The organism is Neglectibacter timonensis, from assembly GCF_900048895.1.
Classification (GTDB): Bacteria; Bacillota; Clostridia; order Oscillospirales; family Acutalibacteraceae; genus Acutalibacter; species Acutalibacter timonensis.
The window spans coordinates 1,208,683-1,225,107 of sequence record NZ_LT160640.1; the positions used below are offsets into that span (position 1 = coordinate 1,208,683).

General features: G+C 56.1%; 17 protein-coding genes. 2 read left to right on the forward strand and 15 right to left on the reverse strand.

The features are described from left to right. Nucleotides 1-11: 11 nt before the first annotated feature. The 7 genes from BN3911_RS14665 to BN3911_RS14700 form a co-directional block, all read right to left on the reverse strand. A complete protein-coding gene (locus tag BN3911_RS14665; protein ID WP_066866917.1) occupies nt 12-506 on the reverse strand; it encodes an ureidoglycolate lyase in 495 nt (164 codons plus the stop codon). Nucleotides 507-631: 125 nt separating this feature from the next. Continuing rightward, nucleotides 632-2,017, reverse strand: a complete 1,386-nt coding sequence (locus BN3911_RS14670; RefSeq protein WP_066866918.1) for an L-fucose/L-arabinose isomerase family protein — start codon at nt 2,015-2,017, stop codon at nt 632-634. Further along, entirely contained in the window at nt 2,014-2,976 is a 963-nt protein-coding gene (locus BN3911_RS14675; protein WP_242871138.1) for a carbohydrate kinase family protein, read from the reverse strand. The genes BN3911_RS14670 and BN3911_RS14675 overlap by 4 nt, the downstream gene beginning before the upstream one ends. Before the next feature lie 31 nt (nt 2,977-3,007). Continuing rightward, the gene (locus tag BN3911_RS14680) at nt 3,008-3,862 is read right to left on the reverse strand and encodes a class II fructose-bisphosphate aldolase (protein WP_066866920.1); all 855 of its coding nucleotides are present in this window, start codon (nt 3,860-3,862) and stop codon (nt 3,008-3,010) included. A gap of 80 nt (nt 3,863-3,942) precedes the next feature. Then, entirely contained in the window at nt 3,943-4,902 is a 960-nt protein-coding gene (locus tag BN3911_RS14685; RefSeq protein ID WP_066866922.1) for an aldo/keto reductase, read from the reverse strand. 88 nt (nt 4,903-4,990) lie between these two features. Continuing rightward, nucleotides 4,991-5,755, reverse strand: a complete 765-nt coding sequence (locus tag BN3911_RS14690; RefSeq protein WP_066866924.1) for a ThuA domain-containing protein — start codon at nt 5,753-5,755, stop codon at nt 4,991-4,993. A gap of 774 nt (nt 5,756-6,529) precedes the next feature. Next, nucleotides 6,530-7,435: an AraC family transcriptional regulator gene (locus BN3911_RS14700; protein ID WP_066866928.1), complete on the reverse strand. Its 906-nt coding sequence runs from the start codon at nt 7,433-7,435 to the stop codon at nt 6,530-6,532. A 377-nt stretch (nt 7,436-7,812) separates the two neighbouring features. Here BN3911_RS14700 and BN3911_RS14705 point away from each other — a divergent pair, with 377 nt between their 5' ends. After that, a complete protein-coding gene (locus tag BN3911_RS14705) occupies nt 7,813-9,504 on the forward strand; it encodes a M3 family oligoendopeptidase (RefSeq protein ID WP_066866930.1) in 1,692 nt (563 codons plus the stop codon). 190 nt (nt 9,505-9,694) lie between these two features. Here BN3911_RS14705 and BN3911_RS14710 read toward each other — a convergent pair whose 3' ends face one another. The 8 genes from BN3911_RS14710 to BN3911_RS14745 form a co-directional block, all read right to left on the reverse strand. After that, nucleotides 9,695-10,294 carry a flavin reductase family protein gene (locus BN3911_RS14710; protein WP_066866932.1) on the reverse strand — a complete coding sequence of 200 codons (600 nt, stop codon included), beginning with the start codon at nt 10,292-10,294 and terminating at the stop codon, nt 9,695-9,697. Then, entirely contained in the window at nt 10,282-10,755 is a 474-nt protein-coding gene (locus BN3911_RS14715; protein ID WP_066866934.1) for a MarR family transcriptional regulator, read from the reverse strand. The genes BN3911_RS14710 and BN3911_RS14715 overlap by 13 nt, the downstream gene beginning before the upstream one ends. Before the next feature lie 306 nt (nt 10,756-11,061). Continuing rightward, nucleotides 11,062-11,496, reverse strand: a complete 435-nt coding sequence (locus BN3911_RS14720; RefSeq protein WP_066866936.1) for a CD1247 N-terminal domain-containing protein — start codon at nt 11,494-11,496, stop codon at nt 11,062-11,064. 168 nt (nt 11,497-11,664) lie between these two features. Next, entirely contained in the window at nt 11,665-12,222 is a 558-nt protein-coding gene (gene efp, locus BN3911_RS14725; protein WP_066866938.1) for an elongation factor P, read from the reverse strand. A gap of 106 nt (nt 12,223-12,328) precedes the next feature. After that, nucleotides 12,329-13,408, reverse strand: coding sequence for a M24 family metallopeptidase (locus BN3911_RS14730; protein ID WP_066866940.1), 1,080 nt, complete (start codon nt 13,406-13,408; stop codon nt 12,329-12,331). Next, nucleotides 13,408-13,914, reverse strand: a complete 507-nt coding sequence (locus tag BN3911_RS14735; RefSeq protein WP_066866942.1) for a YqeG family HAD IIIA-type phosphatase — start codon at nt 13,912-13,914, stop codon at nt 13,408-13,410. Before BN3911_RS14735 ends, BN3911_RS14730 begins: the two co-directional genes overlap by 1 nt. 77 nt (nt 13,915-13,991) lie before the next feature. Then, nucleotides 13,992-14,168 carry a 30S ribosomal protein S21 gene (gene rpsU / locus BN3911_RS14740; protein ID WP_066866943.1) on the reverse strand — a complete coding sequence of 59 codons (177 nt, stop codon included), beginning with the start codon at nt 14,166-14,168 and terminating at the stop codon, nt 13,992-13,994. A gap of 120 nt (nt 14,169-14,288) precedes the next feature. After that, entirely contained in the window at nt 14,289-15,407 is a 1,119-nt protein-coding gene (locus BN3911_RS14745; RefSeq protein ID WP_066866945.1) for a GNAT family N-acetyltransferase, read from the reverse strand. Nucleotides 15,408-15,589: 182 nt separating this feature from the next. Between BN3911_RS14745 and BN3911_RS14750 the strand changes: the two genes are divergently transcribed. Further along, nucleotides 15,590-16,423 (forward strand): alpha/beta hydrolase, encoded by an 834-nt coding sequence (locus tag BN3911_RS14750; protein WP_066866947.1) that lies wholly within the window; start codon nt 15,590-15,592, stop codon nt 16,421-16,423. Nucleotides 16,424-16,425: the final 2 nt, after the last annotated feature.

The window sequence follows — 16,425 nt, forward strand, 5'->3', positions numbered from 1 at the left end:
CCGATTCCTCCTCAGGGCAGGATGCGGATACGGTCTTCGCCTTCCAGCATGGTAAAGGTACAGTCGTTGCCAAAGGTACGCTCGGGCAGCAGAACCAGAACGTTGACCGCAGGGGTGTTTACCACAAACTGACGGCCATGCAGTACACCGGGATTCAGTTTCACAAAGGTGCCCTGAGGAACGCGGAAGGCCTCCACAGTCGCAGGATCCACGCGGAAACTGGAAGGTCCTACAAAGATATCGATATCGCCGTCCAGGGGCAGGATGCCCTCACAGGTGAACTGGTGGTATTCCAGCGCCGTGATGATGCGCTCGCACTCGGAAACCCTGGCCACACAGGCGGACGCAGGCATGCGCCCATCCAGATGCAGCGTCACCAGGTCAGGTGCGAACACATTGTTGGCCTCGGGCTTTGCTTCAATCTGCTTCACATGCAGCAGATCCATAAAATCGCCGTAGGGGCGGAACGCCTCCCGGCAGAGGGTTTGAGCTTTAATCTCTCTCATAGTCGCAGCCATCCTTTCGTATCGGGGGCGGAGTCCGCCTCCCCGTCTGTTCCATCAAGTTTCCCCGCGAAGAAACCTTCTCCGCGGGAACCCTTGAGGAAATTCAAATCCGTTTCTGCACCGGTTTACAGGCTGTAAACGCCCTGCTCGTCGGCATCGTCGAAGATCATGCCCAGATAGCGGGCAGCTTCCCGCAGGACCGGCTTGTAGTTGCCATAAATACCGCCCACATGGTGGATGTAGGGGCCAAACATCAGCTTCTCTTCCCAGCGCTTCCAGTTGTCGGCTTCAAACCAGACATAAGTGCCGTTGGTCTCAGGACCGTCCACGGCTCTGCCCTCGCCGCCGAAGAGATAGTACTTGCCGTCAATATCGTCGAACCGGCAGAGGGTAATGTCGCCCTTCTTCAGTTCGAAGCGCTCCTGGCCCCCCACCAGCCTTGCCTTGCTGGCAGGATCCTTCAGGGAATAGGGGAACGGTCCACAGTGCCACAGCAGCTCCGCGTTGTCGTTCTGGGGGTGACGGATTGTCAGGTCGGCCAGGAACTCCGACTCCTTGCCCAGCGTTACGGCATGCAGCATGGCCAGCGTGACAGCGCCGTTGATGTCCGTTTCGCAAGAGATGGGCATGCCCTCGTCAGCCATTTCGCCCAGCGTCATGCAGATCGGCACGCCCAGAATAGAGGTTGCGCTCCAGCACTCCATGGCGGCGGCGCCGCAGTTGTTTTCCACCATCAGGTCCTGAACCGCCAGCTTTACGGCAGCGGCGCGGGCAACCTGCTGCTCCATCATGGCAGAGGTGTCCATCCTGCTCTTGATATCTGCCAGATACTCTTCATAACGGGGGTCCTTCTCCTCCACGATTTTGTCCGCCCGGGCCGCAATGGCGTTGGGGGAGATCGGGATGGTGGTGATGCCGAATCTGGTAGCCAGGTCGGCCTCGTTGGCCATCACGCTCATGAAGGGCACAGGACGGGCGCCGAACTTGGCGATGCGCAGGTTCTTCACCGTCTTAACCACGGAAACCACGCGGATAAAGCGGTCAAAGCCGTTTTTGAAATCCTCGCTTTCCGTCTCGCAGTTCCAGATATAGCTGTACTGCACGCCGAAACGCTTCATCACCTTGGTGCAGGCAAACATGCCGCACTGGGTATCGCGGCCGCGGCTCTCGTCGGTGTTGGGCCGCTCATCCCTGGCGCCCCACATCAGGGTGGGAACCTTCATGGCAGCAGCCACGCCCGCCGCACACTGCTCTTCACCAAAGTCGCAGTGCGGGGTGAAGAGGGCGTCGATCTTCGCAGCCTTGAACTTGTCGACCACCGCGGGGATCTTGGCGGTCTCATACAGGATGCCGTTCTCGCAGATATCGTCGATATCCACAATAGTGACCACATCGGGATGAATGCTGCGGATCACCGCCATGAACTTATCCTTCTGGCGCTTTGCCTCTTCCATGCTCAGGAAGCTCCGCTTGGTGGGCGCTACACCCAATACAATGCTCTGCTTTTTCATAGTTGCAATTTCCTCCCATAGAACGCCACGCGTTCGTCAATTTCCGTATAGTCGATTTCGCCTGTCTTCAAATATTTCTGAACGGTATCCCAATCCGGGATGCCGGCCCGGCCGCCGATGCGGGTGCATTTGATGCAGGACACCGCCGTTGCCAGCCGTGCCGCCTCCTTGGCGGAATAGCCGCGCAGCAGGCCTACCACATAGGCTCCGTGGAAGACGTCGCCCGCACCCACGGTATCCTGAACCACCACGTCGAAGGAGGGCAGTTCAAAGAAGCCTTCCTCCTTGCTGTAGCCCACGCATCCCTTGGCGCCCAAGGTGAATACCACAATGGAGGGGCCCATCTCACAGACCTTTTTGCAGTTTTCCTCATAGTTTTTATCGTGGAACAGCACATCGTAGAAAAACTCCGAGCCCACAAAGGCATCGATGAGATCAATATGCTCCATCAGCTCCGAAGAATAGGAATCCGCATCCACGATCACCTTGGCCCCGGCATTCTTGGCGCGCTTGGTTGCCTCCATAGAAACTCCCGTGATATGGGAGATGAAGAACCACTCGCAATTCTCCAGGATTTCGTTGTCCAACTCCTCCGGCCTCAGACTCTGGGCCGAACCCCGGCGGTATACGATGCTGCGGCCATTGGTCTCCCGGTCGCTGAGCACGATGGAGAGAGAGGTGGTCTCCTCCTGACGCATCTTCATGCCGGAAACGTCTATCCCATGGCGCTCAAAATCCCGGATGCAGAACTGACCGTAGTCATCGCTGCCCACCGCGCCCAGCATGGCGCATTTCGCGCCCAGCCTGGCGGAGGCCACCATGCCGGAGGCCACCTTGCCGCCTCCCTGCCAGCTCAGGGCATTGATGCCCGTACCGCCGTTGGGCTTTGGGAATACATCCACATTTACTGCCAAATCCACACAGGGCATGTCGTACCCTGCCACTTCAAACTTTTTCAATGCTGTTTCTCTCCTTACCTTCTCAAGCCGCTCAGAGAGAGAACTTGTTGGGATTGAGAAGCTTCATCTTGCCGCGGACAAAATCGATGGCAGCCTCGGAGGAAGCGTCCAGCAACGCCATAAAGTTGCCGTCCTTCGCCTCTTTGTCAACCTGCGCCGCAATGCTCTTGTAGATAGCGCGGAAATACTCGGTGGCAATGTTGAATTTGCTCATGCCCAGCCGTACGCTTTCCTGGAGCTGCTCATGGGGAATATCGGAACAGCCGTGCAGAACCAGCGGTACCGGCACCGCCTTGTGCAGCGCGGTGATGCGGTCAAAGTCCAGATTCGGAACCTTCACATAGGCGCCGTGGGCATTTCCCACCGCTACCGCCAGGGAACCGCAGCCGGTGCGCTGTACAAATTCCACCGCCTGGTCCACATTGGTGTAATTGTCGGCGTTCACAATGTCGTCCAGGTTTGCGCCGGAACCCACATGGCCCAGCTCCGCCTCCACGTCCACATTGAACACATTGGCCGTACGCACCACAGCGGCCGTCACCTCTACGTTTTCCTCATAGGGCAGCGCAGAGCCGTCTACCATCACCGACGGGAAACCGGCCTTGATGCCGCCTACGGCGATTTCATATCCCGCGGAATGGTCCAGATGCACTGCAATCGGCACATCGGACTGCACCGCAAAATTCTTGGCGAAATCGGCCACGTGCTTGAGAGCTATGTACTTGTCAAAGCCGGGATACAGCTGGATGATTACCGGAATCTTCTCCCGGTTTGCAGCTTCAGCCACCCATTTGACCGTCTCATAGTTGAACACGTTCATCGCGGCCACACCATAATGGTTTTCCGTTGCGTGCTGCAGGACTTCGTTTACCTTTGCCAATGGCATTTCAATCCAACTCCTTTTCTATTTCTCACACCGTTCTTGCCGAAGGTGTACAAAAACCTGGGTTCATGCGGACAGTTGGCTCAGTCAGCCGTCTCCGTGTTAAAGAACAGGGTATAATTGGGCAGGCTGTCCGTAAACTTTTTGCTGGCAGCGTTGATGATCTCATAATCTTCCTCGCTGAACTTCCAGCCGGATGCCTGAATATTCTCCTCCGCCTGCTTCCCGTTCTTGGCGCCTACGATGGGGGCCGTGATGCCGGGGGTCTGAAGCAGCCAGGCAATGGCGCCCTGAGCGGGGGTTTTGCCGTATTTGGCGCTCACCTCGCTGAGCACATCGGTGACCTCCAGGCAGCGGTTATAGTTTTCAGGCTGGAACAGGGCCGCCTTGGCGCGTCCGTCGGTGAACACGGCGTCCTTCTTATACTTGCCGGTCAGAAGCCCCTGGGCCAGGGTGCTGTAGGGGATGACGGAGACATTGTTCTCCGCACTGAACTTGACCAGTTCCTCATCATAACGCCACAGCAGGCTGTAGCAGGGCTGGATCACATCCACTTCCCCATATTTCATAGCGGCCTTCATCTCCTCAATGGAGAAGTTGGAAAGGCCGATAGCGCGGATTTTTCCCGCTTTCTTCAGCTCCATCATCGTGCTCATACGCTCCTCGATGGAAACCTCTTCCTCCGGGATGGGGTAGTGCAGGAAATAGACGTCCAGATAATCGGTGCCCAGACGGGAAAGGCTGTCCTCGCAGGCCTTGATCATCTTGTCATGCTGCATGGAAGGCTTAAACACCTTGGAGATAACGGAGAGCTTATCGCGCCCGATTCTCTTAATGGCCTCGCCGACCACGCGCTCCGAACGGCCGCTGCCGTAAATTTCCGCTGTATCCAGAGTGTTTACGCCCAGCTCGTAAGATTTTTCTATGGCCTCCAGAGAACTGGTGTCCTCCGTGGCGCCGAAATAGTCGCCGCCCATTGCCCAGCAGCCCAGAATCAGTTCCGAAACCTTGACGTCTCCCTTACCTAAAGTCTTGTACTCCATTGAAAATTCCTCCCATTGCAATTTTTCAAAAAAAGAGCCCCAAAAGCCGATTTGCTCCGGTCTCGGGGCCTCTTTTCCTCTTCATTTCTTACTTTTTCTCGTGCAGGCCCTGAATGCTGTGTTCCAGCTGAGCCTTGATCTCCACGACCGGCGGGGGATTGCCATAGGTGACATTGGGGAAGTTGATGGGCGCGGCCCACTTCACCGCATTCGTGATCACCTTCTGGATCTCCGGCTGATGGTAGATCGGGAATACCTCATGGCCGGGACGGAAGTAGAACACTTTCCCCTTCCCTCTGTGGTAGCAGCAGCCGCTTCGGAACACTTCCCCTCCCTCAAACCAGCTGATGAACACCAGCTCGTCGGGCTGCGGGATGTTGAACCGCTCTCCGTACATCTCCTCGTGCGGGATGATGATCTTCTCGTCCAACCCCTCCACGATCGGATGGCTTGGGTCGATCACCCACAGGATCTCCTTCTCTCCGTCCTCTCTCCATTTTAGGTACCCGGAATTGGTTCCGCACACCTTCCTGAAGATCTTCGATGCATGACCTGAATGCAGCACGATCAGACCCATTCCGTCCTGGATTCTCTGGTGCACTCGGTCCACTATCTCATCCTGTACCTGGTCGTGAGCCATATGCCCCCACCAGATCAGCACGTCCGTGTTGTCCAGCACTTCCTGCGTCAGACCGTGCTCCGGCTCCTTCAAGGTCGCCGTCTTTACCTCCATCCCCGCTTCCTTCAAAAAGTCCGCGATGCACCCGTGTATCCCCTTCGGGTACACCTCCGCGATCTCCGGAAACTGTACCTCATGCAGGTATTCGTTCCACACTGTTACTCTGATTGCCATTCTCTTTCTCTCCTTTTCAAAAAAGTCTTATGTTCACCCAGTACAGAGGCAGATAAGCCTTCAGGGGGAAATGCCTTGGCCGGTCCCGTTGGCCGGCCCGGCAATCCCGTACGTATCAAAACTCCCCAAAAACAGTCCCGGCCTACTGCCGGAATGTAAAAATCGGTTTTGTGCCTGTCCAGTCGTTATCGTACATGCGGATGGATTTTTCCGTGTTTTTCCCGCTGTCCGTGAAAAGGCCGGCCTCTCTGCGGCTCTGCCGCGGCAAGGAAAACTCCGGCGTCTGAAAAGCATTTCCGCCGCTTTTTTTCCTTACGTGCTCACTATACCCTTCAGAGACAACAAAAAGAATGGATAATTCAGTTTTTTTTTTGACATTTCCGACTTTACCGCCTATCCCTTCCGAAGCTGTTTCTTTTTGCCCGTGCAGATAAAACATCCCGCCTGCCACAGGCGGATTTCTGCGGGTGAGGAGAGGAAACAAAGCGTTCCCATCCGGCTGTCCGGCGCCGAAAGTGCCTCTACAGGCGCATTCTCAGAAGTTTCTGAGGATAGCAAACTTCAACAAGGAAGGTTTTATCCCATTGTCAACGAGTCCGTCACCAACAGTGTGCTGACCGTCTGTACTGTGACCGACGGCAACACCTTGAAGGCTAGCAAAAGGGATTTATGAAAGAAAAATGAAAAACACGTGTTGAATGGGGCCGCAGTCCCGTTCAGCACGTGTTTTCTTTTGTGGATAGAGGAAAGAGCCTGCGTCAGCCGCCCTGTCCCTCAGCCGCCCTTCATCCTGCCCTTGGAATAGAGCGCCGGGGAAACGCCGGTATACTTTTTAAACTGCCGGCTGAGATAGAACTCGTCGGAAAATCCGGTTTCCATAGCGATCTCTGCCAGTTTCATATCGGTGGTCACCAACAGCTCCTTGGCCCGGTTGATCCTTACCCTGCCCAGGTATTGGAAAATGGTTTTTCCCGTCAGTTTGCGGAAAGTGCGGTTCAGATAGTCGAAGTTCATGCCCAGCATATCTTCCAGCTGCTTTCCCGTGATCTTCTCCATGTACTGTTCGTTGAGATAGGCGGTCAGCTCCTCCATGCGGCGCATGGTTCTGGCGGGCAGCTCGCTGTTCACCGCTTCAAAGGCTGCGTCCGCACTGTTCTGGGAGATGGCCATCAGAATTTCCAGAAATTTGCAGGCCCAAAACACCCGGTAGTTCTGCGCGCCGCTGCGGGCCCGCTCGATGGCCTCGTCAAAGCATTTGGCGATCTGTGCCCGCGCTTTTTCACTGCGGATATGCAGGAGCTTCGGCAGTACGCAGTGTTCCATATCGTACTGGCCTTCTCCCCCCTCCTCATAGGTCTGAAAAAAGTCCGCGTCTCCCTCCAGGGGCACCGTTTCACGCTCAAAGGGAAGGATACAGATGTTGCTGAAATGAACGAAGTAGTAAGCGCACCCGGCGGGCTTTGTCCCCTCGTGCACCAGGCCGGGCTGCAGGAGAAATACATCCCCGGCCTTCAGGGAGTATTCCTTCTCCCCCTCCCGGAGATGCATGGCGCCGTCCACCAGGTAATAGAGGATATATTCCCCGTTCTGACGGCGGAAATGGGTCCACTCCCCCTTAGGGGCAAAATAGTTCATAAAACTGATGTGGGGCAATGTGTTGAAGGTACAGAGATACTGCATGAAACCAAGGACCTCCACAGGTGCGATTTGCGCTGCCGCAACGGCATGGCATTCTTCTTTAGCTTACCAGAATTCCCGCGGAAAGTCCAATCTTTTTTTACGGCGCACACCCGGCCGCAGAATACCAGAAATGTATGGAAGATGGGCTAAAGCTTCCCGCCGAAAGCATAAAAATTTTCAAAGGCCATGCGGTCCGGAAAAATTCGCCCTCCTTCCCGTGGACTTGTCCCCTTCCCCGTGCTATACTGAATCTATCGTTTGCAACGCGCCCTTGCGCAGGTATGAAATGAAAAACCGGATACACGGAAGCTGCGTCACATGGAAGCGCCGGCCTGCGTCAGGAACGTAGCCTGTAAGAGAAAGGAAGAATGAAAACAATGAGATTTTCCGAGATGACCTACCAGCGGCCGGATTATGAAGCCGCCTTTGAGCGCCTTGACGGGTTCACCGCCCAACTGGCCTCCGCGCAAAACGCCGGAGAGCAGCTGGAAATTTATAGGACCTACGAAGAGCTTTGCTCTCATTTGAGCACGCAGATCACCCTCTGCTCCATCCGCAACAGCATAGACACCCGGGACACCTATTATGAGGCGGAACAGGCCTATAATGACCAGCAGGCTCCCTTGCTGGAAGAGAAGGCCCAGGCCTTCGGCAAGGCGCTGGTGGAATCACAATTCCGGCCCCAGCTGGAGGAAGCGCTGGGCAGCCTGCTGTTCAAAAATCTGGAGATGGACCTGCGCTCTTTCTCCCCGGAGATCATTCCCCTGATGCAGGAGGAAAACCGGCTGACTACGGAGTACCAGAAGCTCTATGCCAGTGCCCGGGTGCCCTTCCAGGGGAAGAGTCTCACCATCGCCCAGCTGGGACCTTACAAGGAGAGCACAGACCGCGCCACCCGCAGAGCCGCCCTGGAAGCGGAAGGCGGCTTTTTCGACGAGCACCGGGAGGAATTCGACAGCCTCTTCAGCCAGCTGGTGAAAAACCGCACTGAGCAGGCGAAAAAGCTGGGCTTCGAAAGCTTTGTGGAGCTGGGCGCCCTGCGCCGCCAGCGCAACTGCTACAGTCCTGCGGATATCGCCCGGTTCCGGGACGACGTGGTGCGGGATCTGGTTCCTCTCACAATGCGCCTCAAGGAGCGGCAGGCCTGCCGCCTGGGGATTTCCGATTTTCAATTCTGGGACAACGCCCTGAAGTTCCGGGACGGTTCCGCCGCGCCCCAGGGCTCTCCGGAAGAAATCCTGGCTGCCGGAAAAAAGATGTACGCTGAGCTTTCCCCGGAGACTGCGGAGTTCATCTCCCTGATGTTTGAAAACGGGCTGTTCGATGTGCTGGCCAAAGAAGGCAAGGCCCCGGGCGGATACTGTACGGGCCTGGAGGATTACGGCTACCCCTTCATTTTCTCCAACTTCAACAGCACCTCCGGGGACGTAGACGTGCTCACCCATGAAGCGGGCCACGCCTTCGCCGACTACACCGCCACCAAGACCGTGCCGGTACACGCCCTGCGCTGCCCCACAATGGAAGGGGCGGAAACCCATTCCATGAGCATGGAGTTTCTGACCGCGCCGTGGCATCATCTGTTTTTCGGCCCGCAGACCGAAAAGTACGAGCTCTCCCACGCGGAGGACGCCCTCCTCTTCATTCCCTACGGCTGCCTGGTAGACCATTTCCAGGAGGAAGTTTACCGCCATCCGGAGATGACGCCGGAGGAGCGCAACGCCCTCTGGCTTCGTTTGGAAAAGCGTTACCGTCCCTATCTGGACTTCGGTGAACTGCCCTTTTACGGAAGAGGCGCGGGCTGGCAGCGTCAGCTGCACATCTATCTCTATCCTTTCTATTATATAGACTACTGCCTGGCCCAGGTGATGTCTCTCCAGTTTTTCCGCCTCTCCCTGGAGGACCGGGATGCCGCCTGGAAAAAGTATATGGATTTTGTGCGTCTGGGCGGCACCCGGACCTTCATCGGTCTGGCTCACGCGGTAGGCCTCCGTTCCCCGTTGGACGAAGGCTGCGTCAGGGAAGTCTGCGAAACAGCCTTCCAGTGGACAGAGGCACATTTGGTGGAGTAAAGGCAAACGCAGTTTCTCCGCCCTGACCGGGAAAGAACGGCTTTCCGACTAACCTCGGAAAGCCGTTCTTTTTATTCCGCTTTTTAAATCCAGCAGCAATTTTCCGGCAATAACCCTCAACGCGTACTTCTTAAGGCCTGCACCCCAGGAAAACGAACACTGCTGAGAGAATCCGGCCTCTCTTGTCCGGTCAATCCCCCTCCGGATTTTCCGGCAAAGATTTCATGGGTTCTCCCCATCTGCCCAGCGCACGCCCGCCAATGGAAACGTAATTTTCTTCCCCTGGGGAGAGCACGGGAGCAGCCTGGCGCAGCCGTTGGGCAAACTCCACGCTTTGGTCCGCCAGTGCCTCCTCCTGCATCACATTGCGGATGCTGCAGAGAAACAGGTCGCTTCCTGGGGCCAAATGAATTTCTCTCCGCACCTCCAGCTCAAAGGTGACCGGACTCTCTGCAATGGTGGGCACATTCAGAACCTGTCCCCGCTCCACCGTGGGGAGACGCTTCATCTTGTCCGCAGAATAGCCGCTGGTATTGCCGTAATAATCCGCCAGGGGCAGCAGTTCCTCCGTAACCAGATTGGCGGAAAACACGCCGGTTTTGCGGATCAGGTCCTTTGTCAGCTTATCCTCGCCGATACAGGCCATGACGCCCAGCCCATCCTCCAGCCATATATAACTGAACCAGCAGAACAGGCCAAAATCCGGCGTGCCGTTCTCTTTGTAATTTCCGTACAGAAACAAAGTCTGAGGGCAAAAATCGTTGTAGACCGTCCTTGTCACTTTAGCCATTTTGTTACGTCCTTTCCTCTTTTTAAATCGTTCTCACTTCGTTCCAGATTAACCAGCACCTTGGAGAGCAGACACTCCAGCTCCGCGATCTCCGCCGGCGTGAACCCCTTGAAAAATAACAGATTTGCCCGCTCGGAGACCTCGTCGTACTTTTCCTCCAGCTCCCGTGCCTTGTCCGTCAGGCTGATAATGGTTTGGCGGCGGTCCTCCTCGCTCTGCTCCCGCAGGATCAAACCGCTCTCCTCCATTCGCCCCAGCATACTGGTAAGGGTATTTTTCGCCAGACCTGTCTTTTGAGAGAGTTCTACAATGGGCACCCTGTCCGCCTGCCAGAGTACGTAGAGAATACGCCCCTGGGCGCCATTGAACTCCTCCACTCCGCAGTCCTGCAGGATGCGCTCGAACAGCCTGCCCGACACAGACTTAATCTGCGAAATCAAAAATCCCGTACGTGTATCCACAAAACACCTCCTCCCTGCCTAATAGTACTATATAGAACTTATTCTGTCAAGATACTAGATCGAACTAATTTCGATTCACCCGTAGAGGAAGGACGAGATCACGCCCAAATCAAGAACCCCCGAACCTTTCTCGCTTAGCAAGAGATAGTACACCCTCTCAGTTGAAATCACAGCTGTCTGAGGCGCAACTTTTGAGAGTAATTTTCTCACATGTACGGGAAAACCAACATAACATGAATTCTTTTTCCTGTCTGAAACCCAAAAGGCCGCCGCGGAACTCCGCGGCGGCCTCCTTACCCTATTTCGTTATTCCTTGCAGCCTTCGCAGCCACAGCCGCAGGGTTCGTCCTCATCGTCGTCAAAATCGAACTCCAGCTTTTCCTTGCAGTTCGGGCAGATAATGAAGCCTTCCTCCAGCATCTCGTCATTGAGCTCAATCGTATCGCCGCAGCTGGGGCAGGTCACTTCAAACACAGCCTCGTCCTCATCTCCATGGGCATGGCAGCCGCAATCGTCGCCCAGACCGTAGTAATCCTCTTCCAGGGTTCCCAGGTCTTCGTCGATTTCATCCACCTGATCGGCAAGCTCTGCCACACCGTCCTCCAGCTCCTCCATAGAGAGGCAGAGGTCGTCCAGCAGTTCTACCATTGCATTGAACACCTTGGTTTCCTTTGCGGCAGGATCGAGTTCCAGCCCGTCCATCAGGCCGCGGATATAAGACGCTCTTTCAGAATTGGTCATAGTACTGTCCTCCTTTTGATGCTCCGTCAAAGCCGGCATGCGCCGGAATCCGGCGCCCGCTTCCAGCGGAGGTTTTTTCAGTTTTACAGCAGAGCGGCAACTCTGCTGCGGTCGTGCTTTTCCTGGCCGGCTTCGGCGCTGCCGCCGTGCCGTCTCAAGAAGTATCGGTCAGGCGCGCTCCATATATTCGCCGGTACGGGTATCGATGCGGATCCTTTCCCCCTCATTGATAAACAGGGGCACTCGGATCTCCGCGCCGGTCTCCAGCGTGGCGGGCTTCAGCGTGTTGGTGGCGGTGTCGCCCTTGATGCCAGGCTCGGTCTTCACAATTTCCAGCTCCACAAAGTTGGGAGGCTCGACGCCGAACACATTGCCCTTATAGGAAAGCACCTTGCACTCCATATTTTCCTTCACAAACTTGAAATTGTCGCCCAGCACGCTGCTGTTGATGGGCGTCTGTTCATAGGTCTCGTTGTCCATGAAATAATAGAGATCGCCGTCGCTGTAGAGATACTGCATATCTTTTCTCTCGATATAGGCGGTGGGATATTTATCATTGGGGTTAAAGGTTCTCTCCGTTACAGCGCCGGTGATGACGTTGCGGATTTTGGTGCGCACAAAAGCGGCGCCCTTGCCGGGCTTTACATGCTGGAATTCGATGATGGAAACCACGTTGCCGTCCATCTCAAACGTAACGCCGTTTCTGAAATCGCCTGCGGTGATCATAAAGTAACAACCTCCAAATATTTTCTCTCGCTATTCTAGCTTATTTTCTGCAGGATTTCAAGCAAAATCGCTGTTTCCCGCCGAAAAAGGGATTCTGTCTTCTTTTTTACAGCAGGATGAGCTCTTTCGGCGACTTGGTCAGGCTTCTGCAGCCTTCCTCCGTCACCAGCACCATGTCCTCAATCCTCACGCCGAAACGGCCTGTCAGATAGATGCCGGGCTCGTCGGTGACCACCATACCCGCTTCGCAGGGGGTGGGGTCCAGCCTGGAAAACCGGGGTTCTTCATGGATTTCCACGCCTACGCCGTGTCCCAGACCATGCCCGAAGGTCCCGGGGTAGTCCTTTTCGATGATATCCCTGGCAATCCGGTCCGCCTCGTTGCAGGGCAGGCCGGGCTTCACGGCGTCCAGCACCGCCAGGTGGGCCTTCAGCACCGTGTCATACACAGCCCTCTGCTCTTCGGAAACAGCGCCCAGCGCCACTGTGCGGGTCATATCGGAATGGTAGCCGTCCAGCAGTGCGCCGGTGTCCATTGTGATAAAATCGCCGCGCTGCACCCTGTTTTCAGAGGGAACGGCATGGCACTGAGAGCCGTTTTTCCCCGCGGCCACGATCAGGTCAAAGGCAACGTTTTCCGCGCCCTGGTGCCGCATGAAGAACTCGATCTCCAGCGCCAGCTCCCGCTCGGTGACCCCTTCCCTGATGTAGGGGAGGATATGCTCGAAAGCAGCGTCCGTAATCGCCTGGGACGCCTCGATCTTCCGGATCTCCTCCGGAGACTTGATCATCCGCAGGCTGCGGACGGCACGGTCCAGCTCCGGCGTGAGCAGGGCTTCCGCCCCCGCGGCTGCAAACGCCTTTTCAAAGCGCTGGGCCTGGGCCACGGAGAGCGTCTCCGTCTCCAGGTACACCGCCTTGACGCCGTGCTTGCGGATCAGCTCCTGCAGCTTCTCCATGAGGGAATCAAAGCCGATCACCTCGCAGTTGCGTGCGCCGTAGTGAGCCGCCTCTTCATAGCGGAAGTCCATCAGCAGATAGGCCTTGTCCGCTGTGATAAACAGCGCCCCGTCGGTGGCGGGGAACTGAGTGAAGTAACGGCGGTTGCGTTCGGAAAAGATCAGCGCCGCTTTCTGGGCGTCGCCGCCGAGCAGCATGCCGCTCAAACGTTCCACTGGATTTTTCATCACTGTATCCCATCCTTCCGGTTACGATATTTTTCCCGGAGACCCCGTTCGCAATGCCTGCGCATTTTGAAGGTGATCCCTTCTTCCGGCTCGATCGGCGTAAGCAGAACAGATTTCATCCCGCAAAGGTTTGCGCCGATCACATCGGTAAAAATCTGATCCCCGATGATGACGCATTCCCGGCAGGGCACCTGCAGCCGCTTTCTGGCCGCAAGGTAGCCGCAGGGCAGCGGCTTCATCGCGAAGCTGATGCAGTCGAGCCCAAACCTTCTGGCAAAGGGCTCTACCCGCTTCTTGAAATTGTTCGAGACGATCATCACCCGGAACCCGGCTTCCACCATATTCTGTGCCCACTGCACCGCGCCCTCGATCGGCTCGTGGGAGGTGTAGGAAGCAATCGTGTTGTCCACGTCGAGCAGCACAGCCCGCGCCCCCAGCTGTGACAAAAAATCGGGGGTCAGCTCTGTAACGCGCCCTCTCATGGCAGTCGGTTTGAAAATACCCATAGTCCTCCAAAACTCCAGAAACCATAAAAAAGCGGGCGAGCAGCCCGCTTTTTCTGACAAGAACAAATTCCGGCAGCTTACTTAAACTTACGTTTGCGAGCTGCTTCTGATTTTTTCTTGCGCTTGACAGAGGGCTTCTCATAAGCCTCTCTCTTGCGCACCTCCTGGATCACACCCGCTCTCGCGCACTGCTTCTTAAAGCGCCTGAGCGCGCTATCCAGAGATTCATTATCCTTAATTCGGATCTCAGCCATCTATTTCCCTCCCATCCGCCATCCGGCAGGGGTCTTGTTACTCATTGATATAACACAAGTAATTATATCTTCCAGGCCCGAGCTTGTCAAGCCCTTCTTTCTTTCATTTTTCGAACAATCTCAGCCAAGCCGGCGGCAAAAGACAAAAAGTCCGCCGGACAGATCGTCGAACTGCAGCTGCCGTTCCACGGTAAAGCCGCAGTTCTCCAGCAGCCTGCAGGACCCCCGGTTTTCAGACACAACATACCCCCGCACACTGCGGATTCCCGCACGCTCTCCCCTGCGCAGCAGCTCCCGCAGTATGATGCCGTTATAGCCCTTGCCCCAATACTCCGGCCTTGAAAAGACGGAAAGGTCCGCCTCCTCTGATTCCGTTCCCTCCCGTTTCAGCGCGGCCACGCCTATGGGGCTTCCATCCAGGGTTTCCGCCAGGAAGGCAAGACCTCCCCGCTTCCCATAGGCGGCGATCAGCTCCTGTGCTTCGCCAAGGCTTTCATGAGTGTCAAAACGCATATACCGGGCCACCCGTGGGTCTGAGGTCATGGCAAATACCGCGGATGCATCCTCCGCCCGCAAAGGCCGCAGCCGGAGCCCCTTCAGATAGGCAGGCAGCTCTTCCAGCCCGCCCAGCACAGGCACTCCCATAGCCTCCAGCCGCGGCCTGTCCTGATGTCCCGACGCCGTCAGCACACAGGGGGAACCCACTGTCTGCGCCACCTCACAATCATGTACCGTGTCCCCCACAAAAATCGCCTGATTGGGAGCCACGTTCCTTTCCTCCAGATAGCGCCGTGCCACGCCTGCCTTTCCCTCTCCCAGAAAATTCTCAGCCCCCAGCACCGCCTCAAAACAGCCGGTCAAGCCATACTGCTCCGCCTGTTCCTCCAACGTTTCGCTCTCCGTGGCTGAAACCAGGAGCTGCCGGAACCCCATAGCCTCCGCCTCCCGCAGAATTTCCCGGGCATAAGGGACGAGACCGCAGGAAAGCGCACGGCGGTTATATTCTGAAATATATTCCAGGGCAAGTTTCTCAAAGGATTCACGCGCAGGGTCAAGCCCCGCCTTTTTATAATACTCCCGCACCGGAAAGGTAAAAATCCCCCGGTAGCATTCCACGCTCTTCAGAGGGGCCAGCCCCCTCCTTTCCAGCATGCCGTTCATCACGTCCACACAAGTCTCTACATCGTCCAGAAGCGTGCCGTTCCAATCCCAAATCAAATACCGTTCCCTGTTCTCCATTGCGGTCCCCCTGTGATTTCTCTGTTTATTATATAGGAATTGGATAAAAAGCGCAAGAAAGTAGGAAAACAGGCCGGGCTCTTCCTGGCTTTCCGCCTAAAAAAACCAGCTTTTCTTTACAATTTTAGAGCGGTACGCTATACTGGATACAAGTAATAAAATAAGAGAAGGAGTGTTTCACAATGGCCCTGATCCAATGTAATTTTTTCTCCAAAGCCCTGATGCGAACCGTACCCATTCAAGTGGTTCTTCCCACCGACAAGATGGTGTTCCCCGGGCAGCCCCAGCCGGAGGAAAAGCCCTTTAAAACCCTCTACCTGCTCCACGGTATTTTCGGGAATTATACCGATTGGGTCTGCGGCACCAGGATACAGGCCTGGGCGCAGGACCGGAACCTGGCTGTGGTGATGCCGTCGGGAGAAAATAAATTCTATGTGGATAACCCCGTATCCAATGAAATGTACGGTACCTTTATCGGCAAAGAGCTGGTGGATTTCACCCGTCGTTCCTTCCCGCTCTCCCGGAACCGGGAGGACACCTACATCGGCGGCCTCTCCATGGGCGGGTTTGGCTCCATCGTCAACGGCCTGCAGAATCCTGAAACCTTCGGAGCGGTCTGCGCCCTCTCCTCCGCCCTGATTCTGGACAAGGCGGCCTCCATGACGGAGTATACCGATTTCCTCATGGATAACAAGGGCTACTATGAATCCGTGTTCGGCGATCTGGGACAGCTGCGGGGCGGCAATAAGGACTATGACACGCTGGCAGAGAAGCTGGCTGCCTCCGGCGAACCCAAACCCAGCTTTTACCTGGCCTGCGGTACGGAGGACGACCTCATCACCCCCAACCGCGCTTTCCGGGATCATTTGAAAGCCCTGGGTTTCGACGTCACCTGGGAAGAGGGTCCCGGCAGGCACGACTGGACCTTCTGGGACACCTATATTCTGCGTGCGCTGGACTGGCTGCCCCTGGACAGCGCCGTGCAGGGCGTCAGCTCCGGCCATGTGACTGACTGATA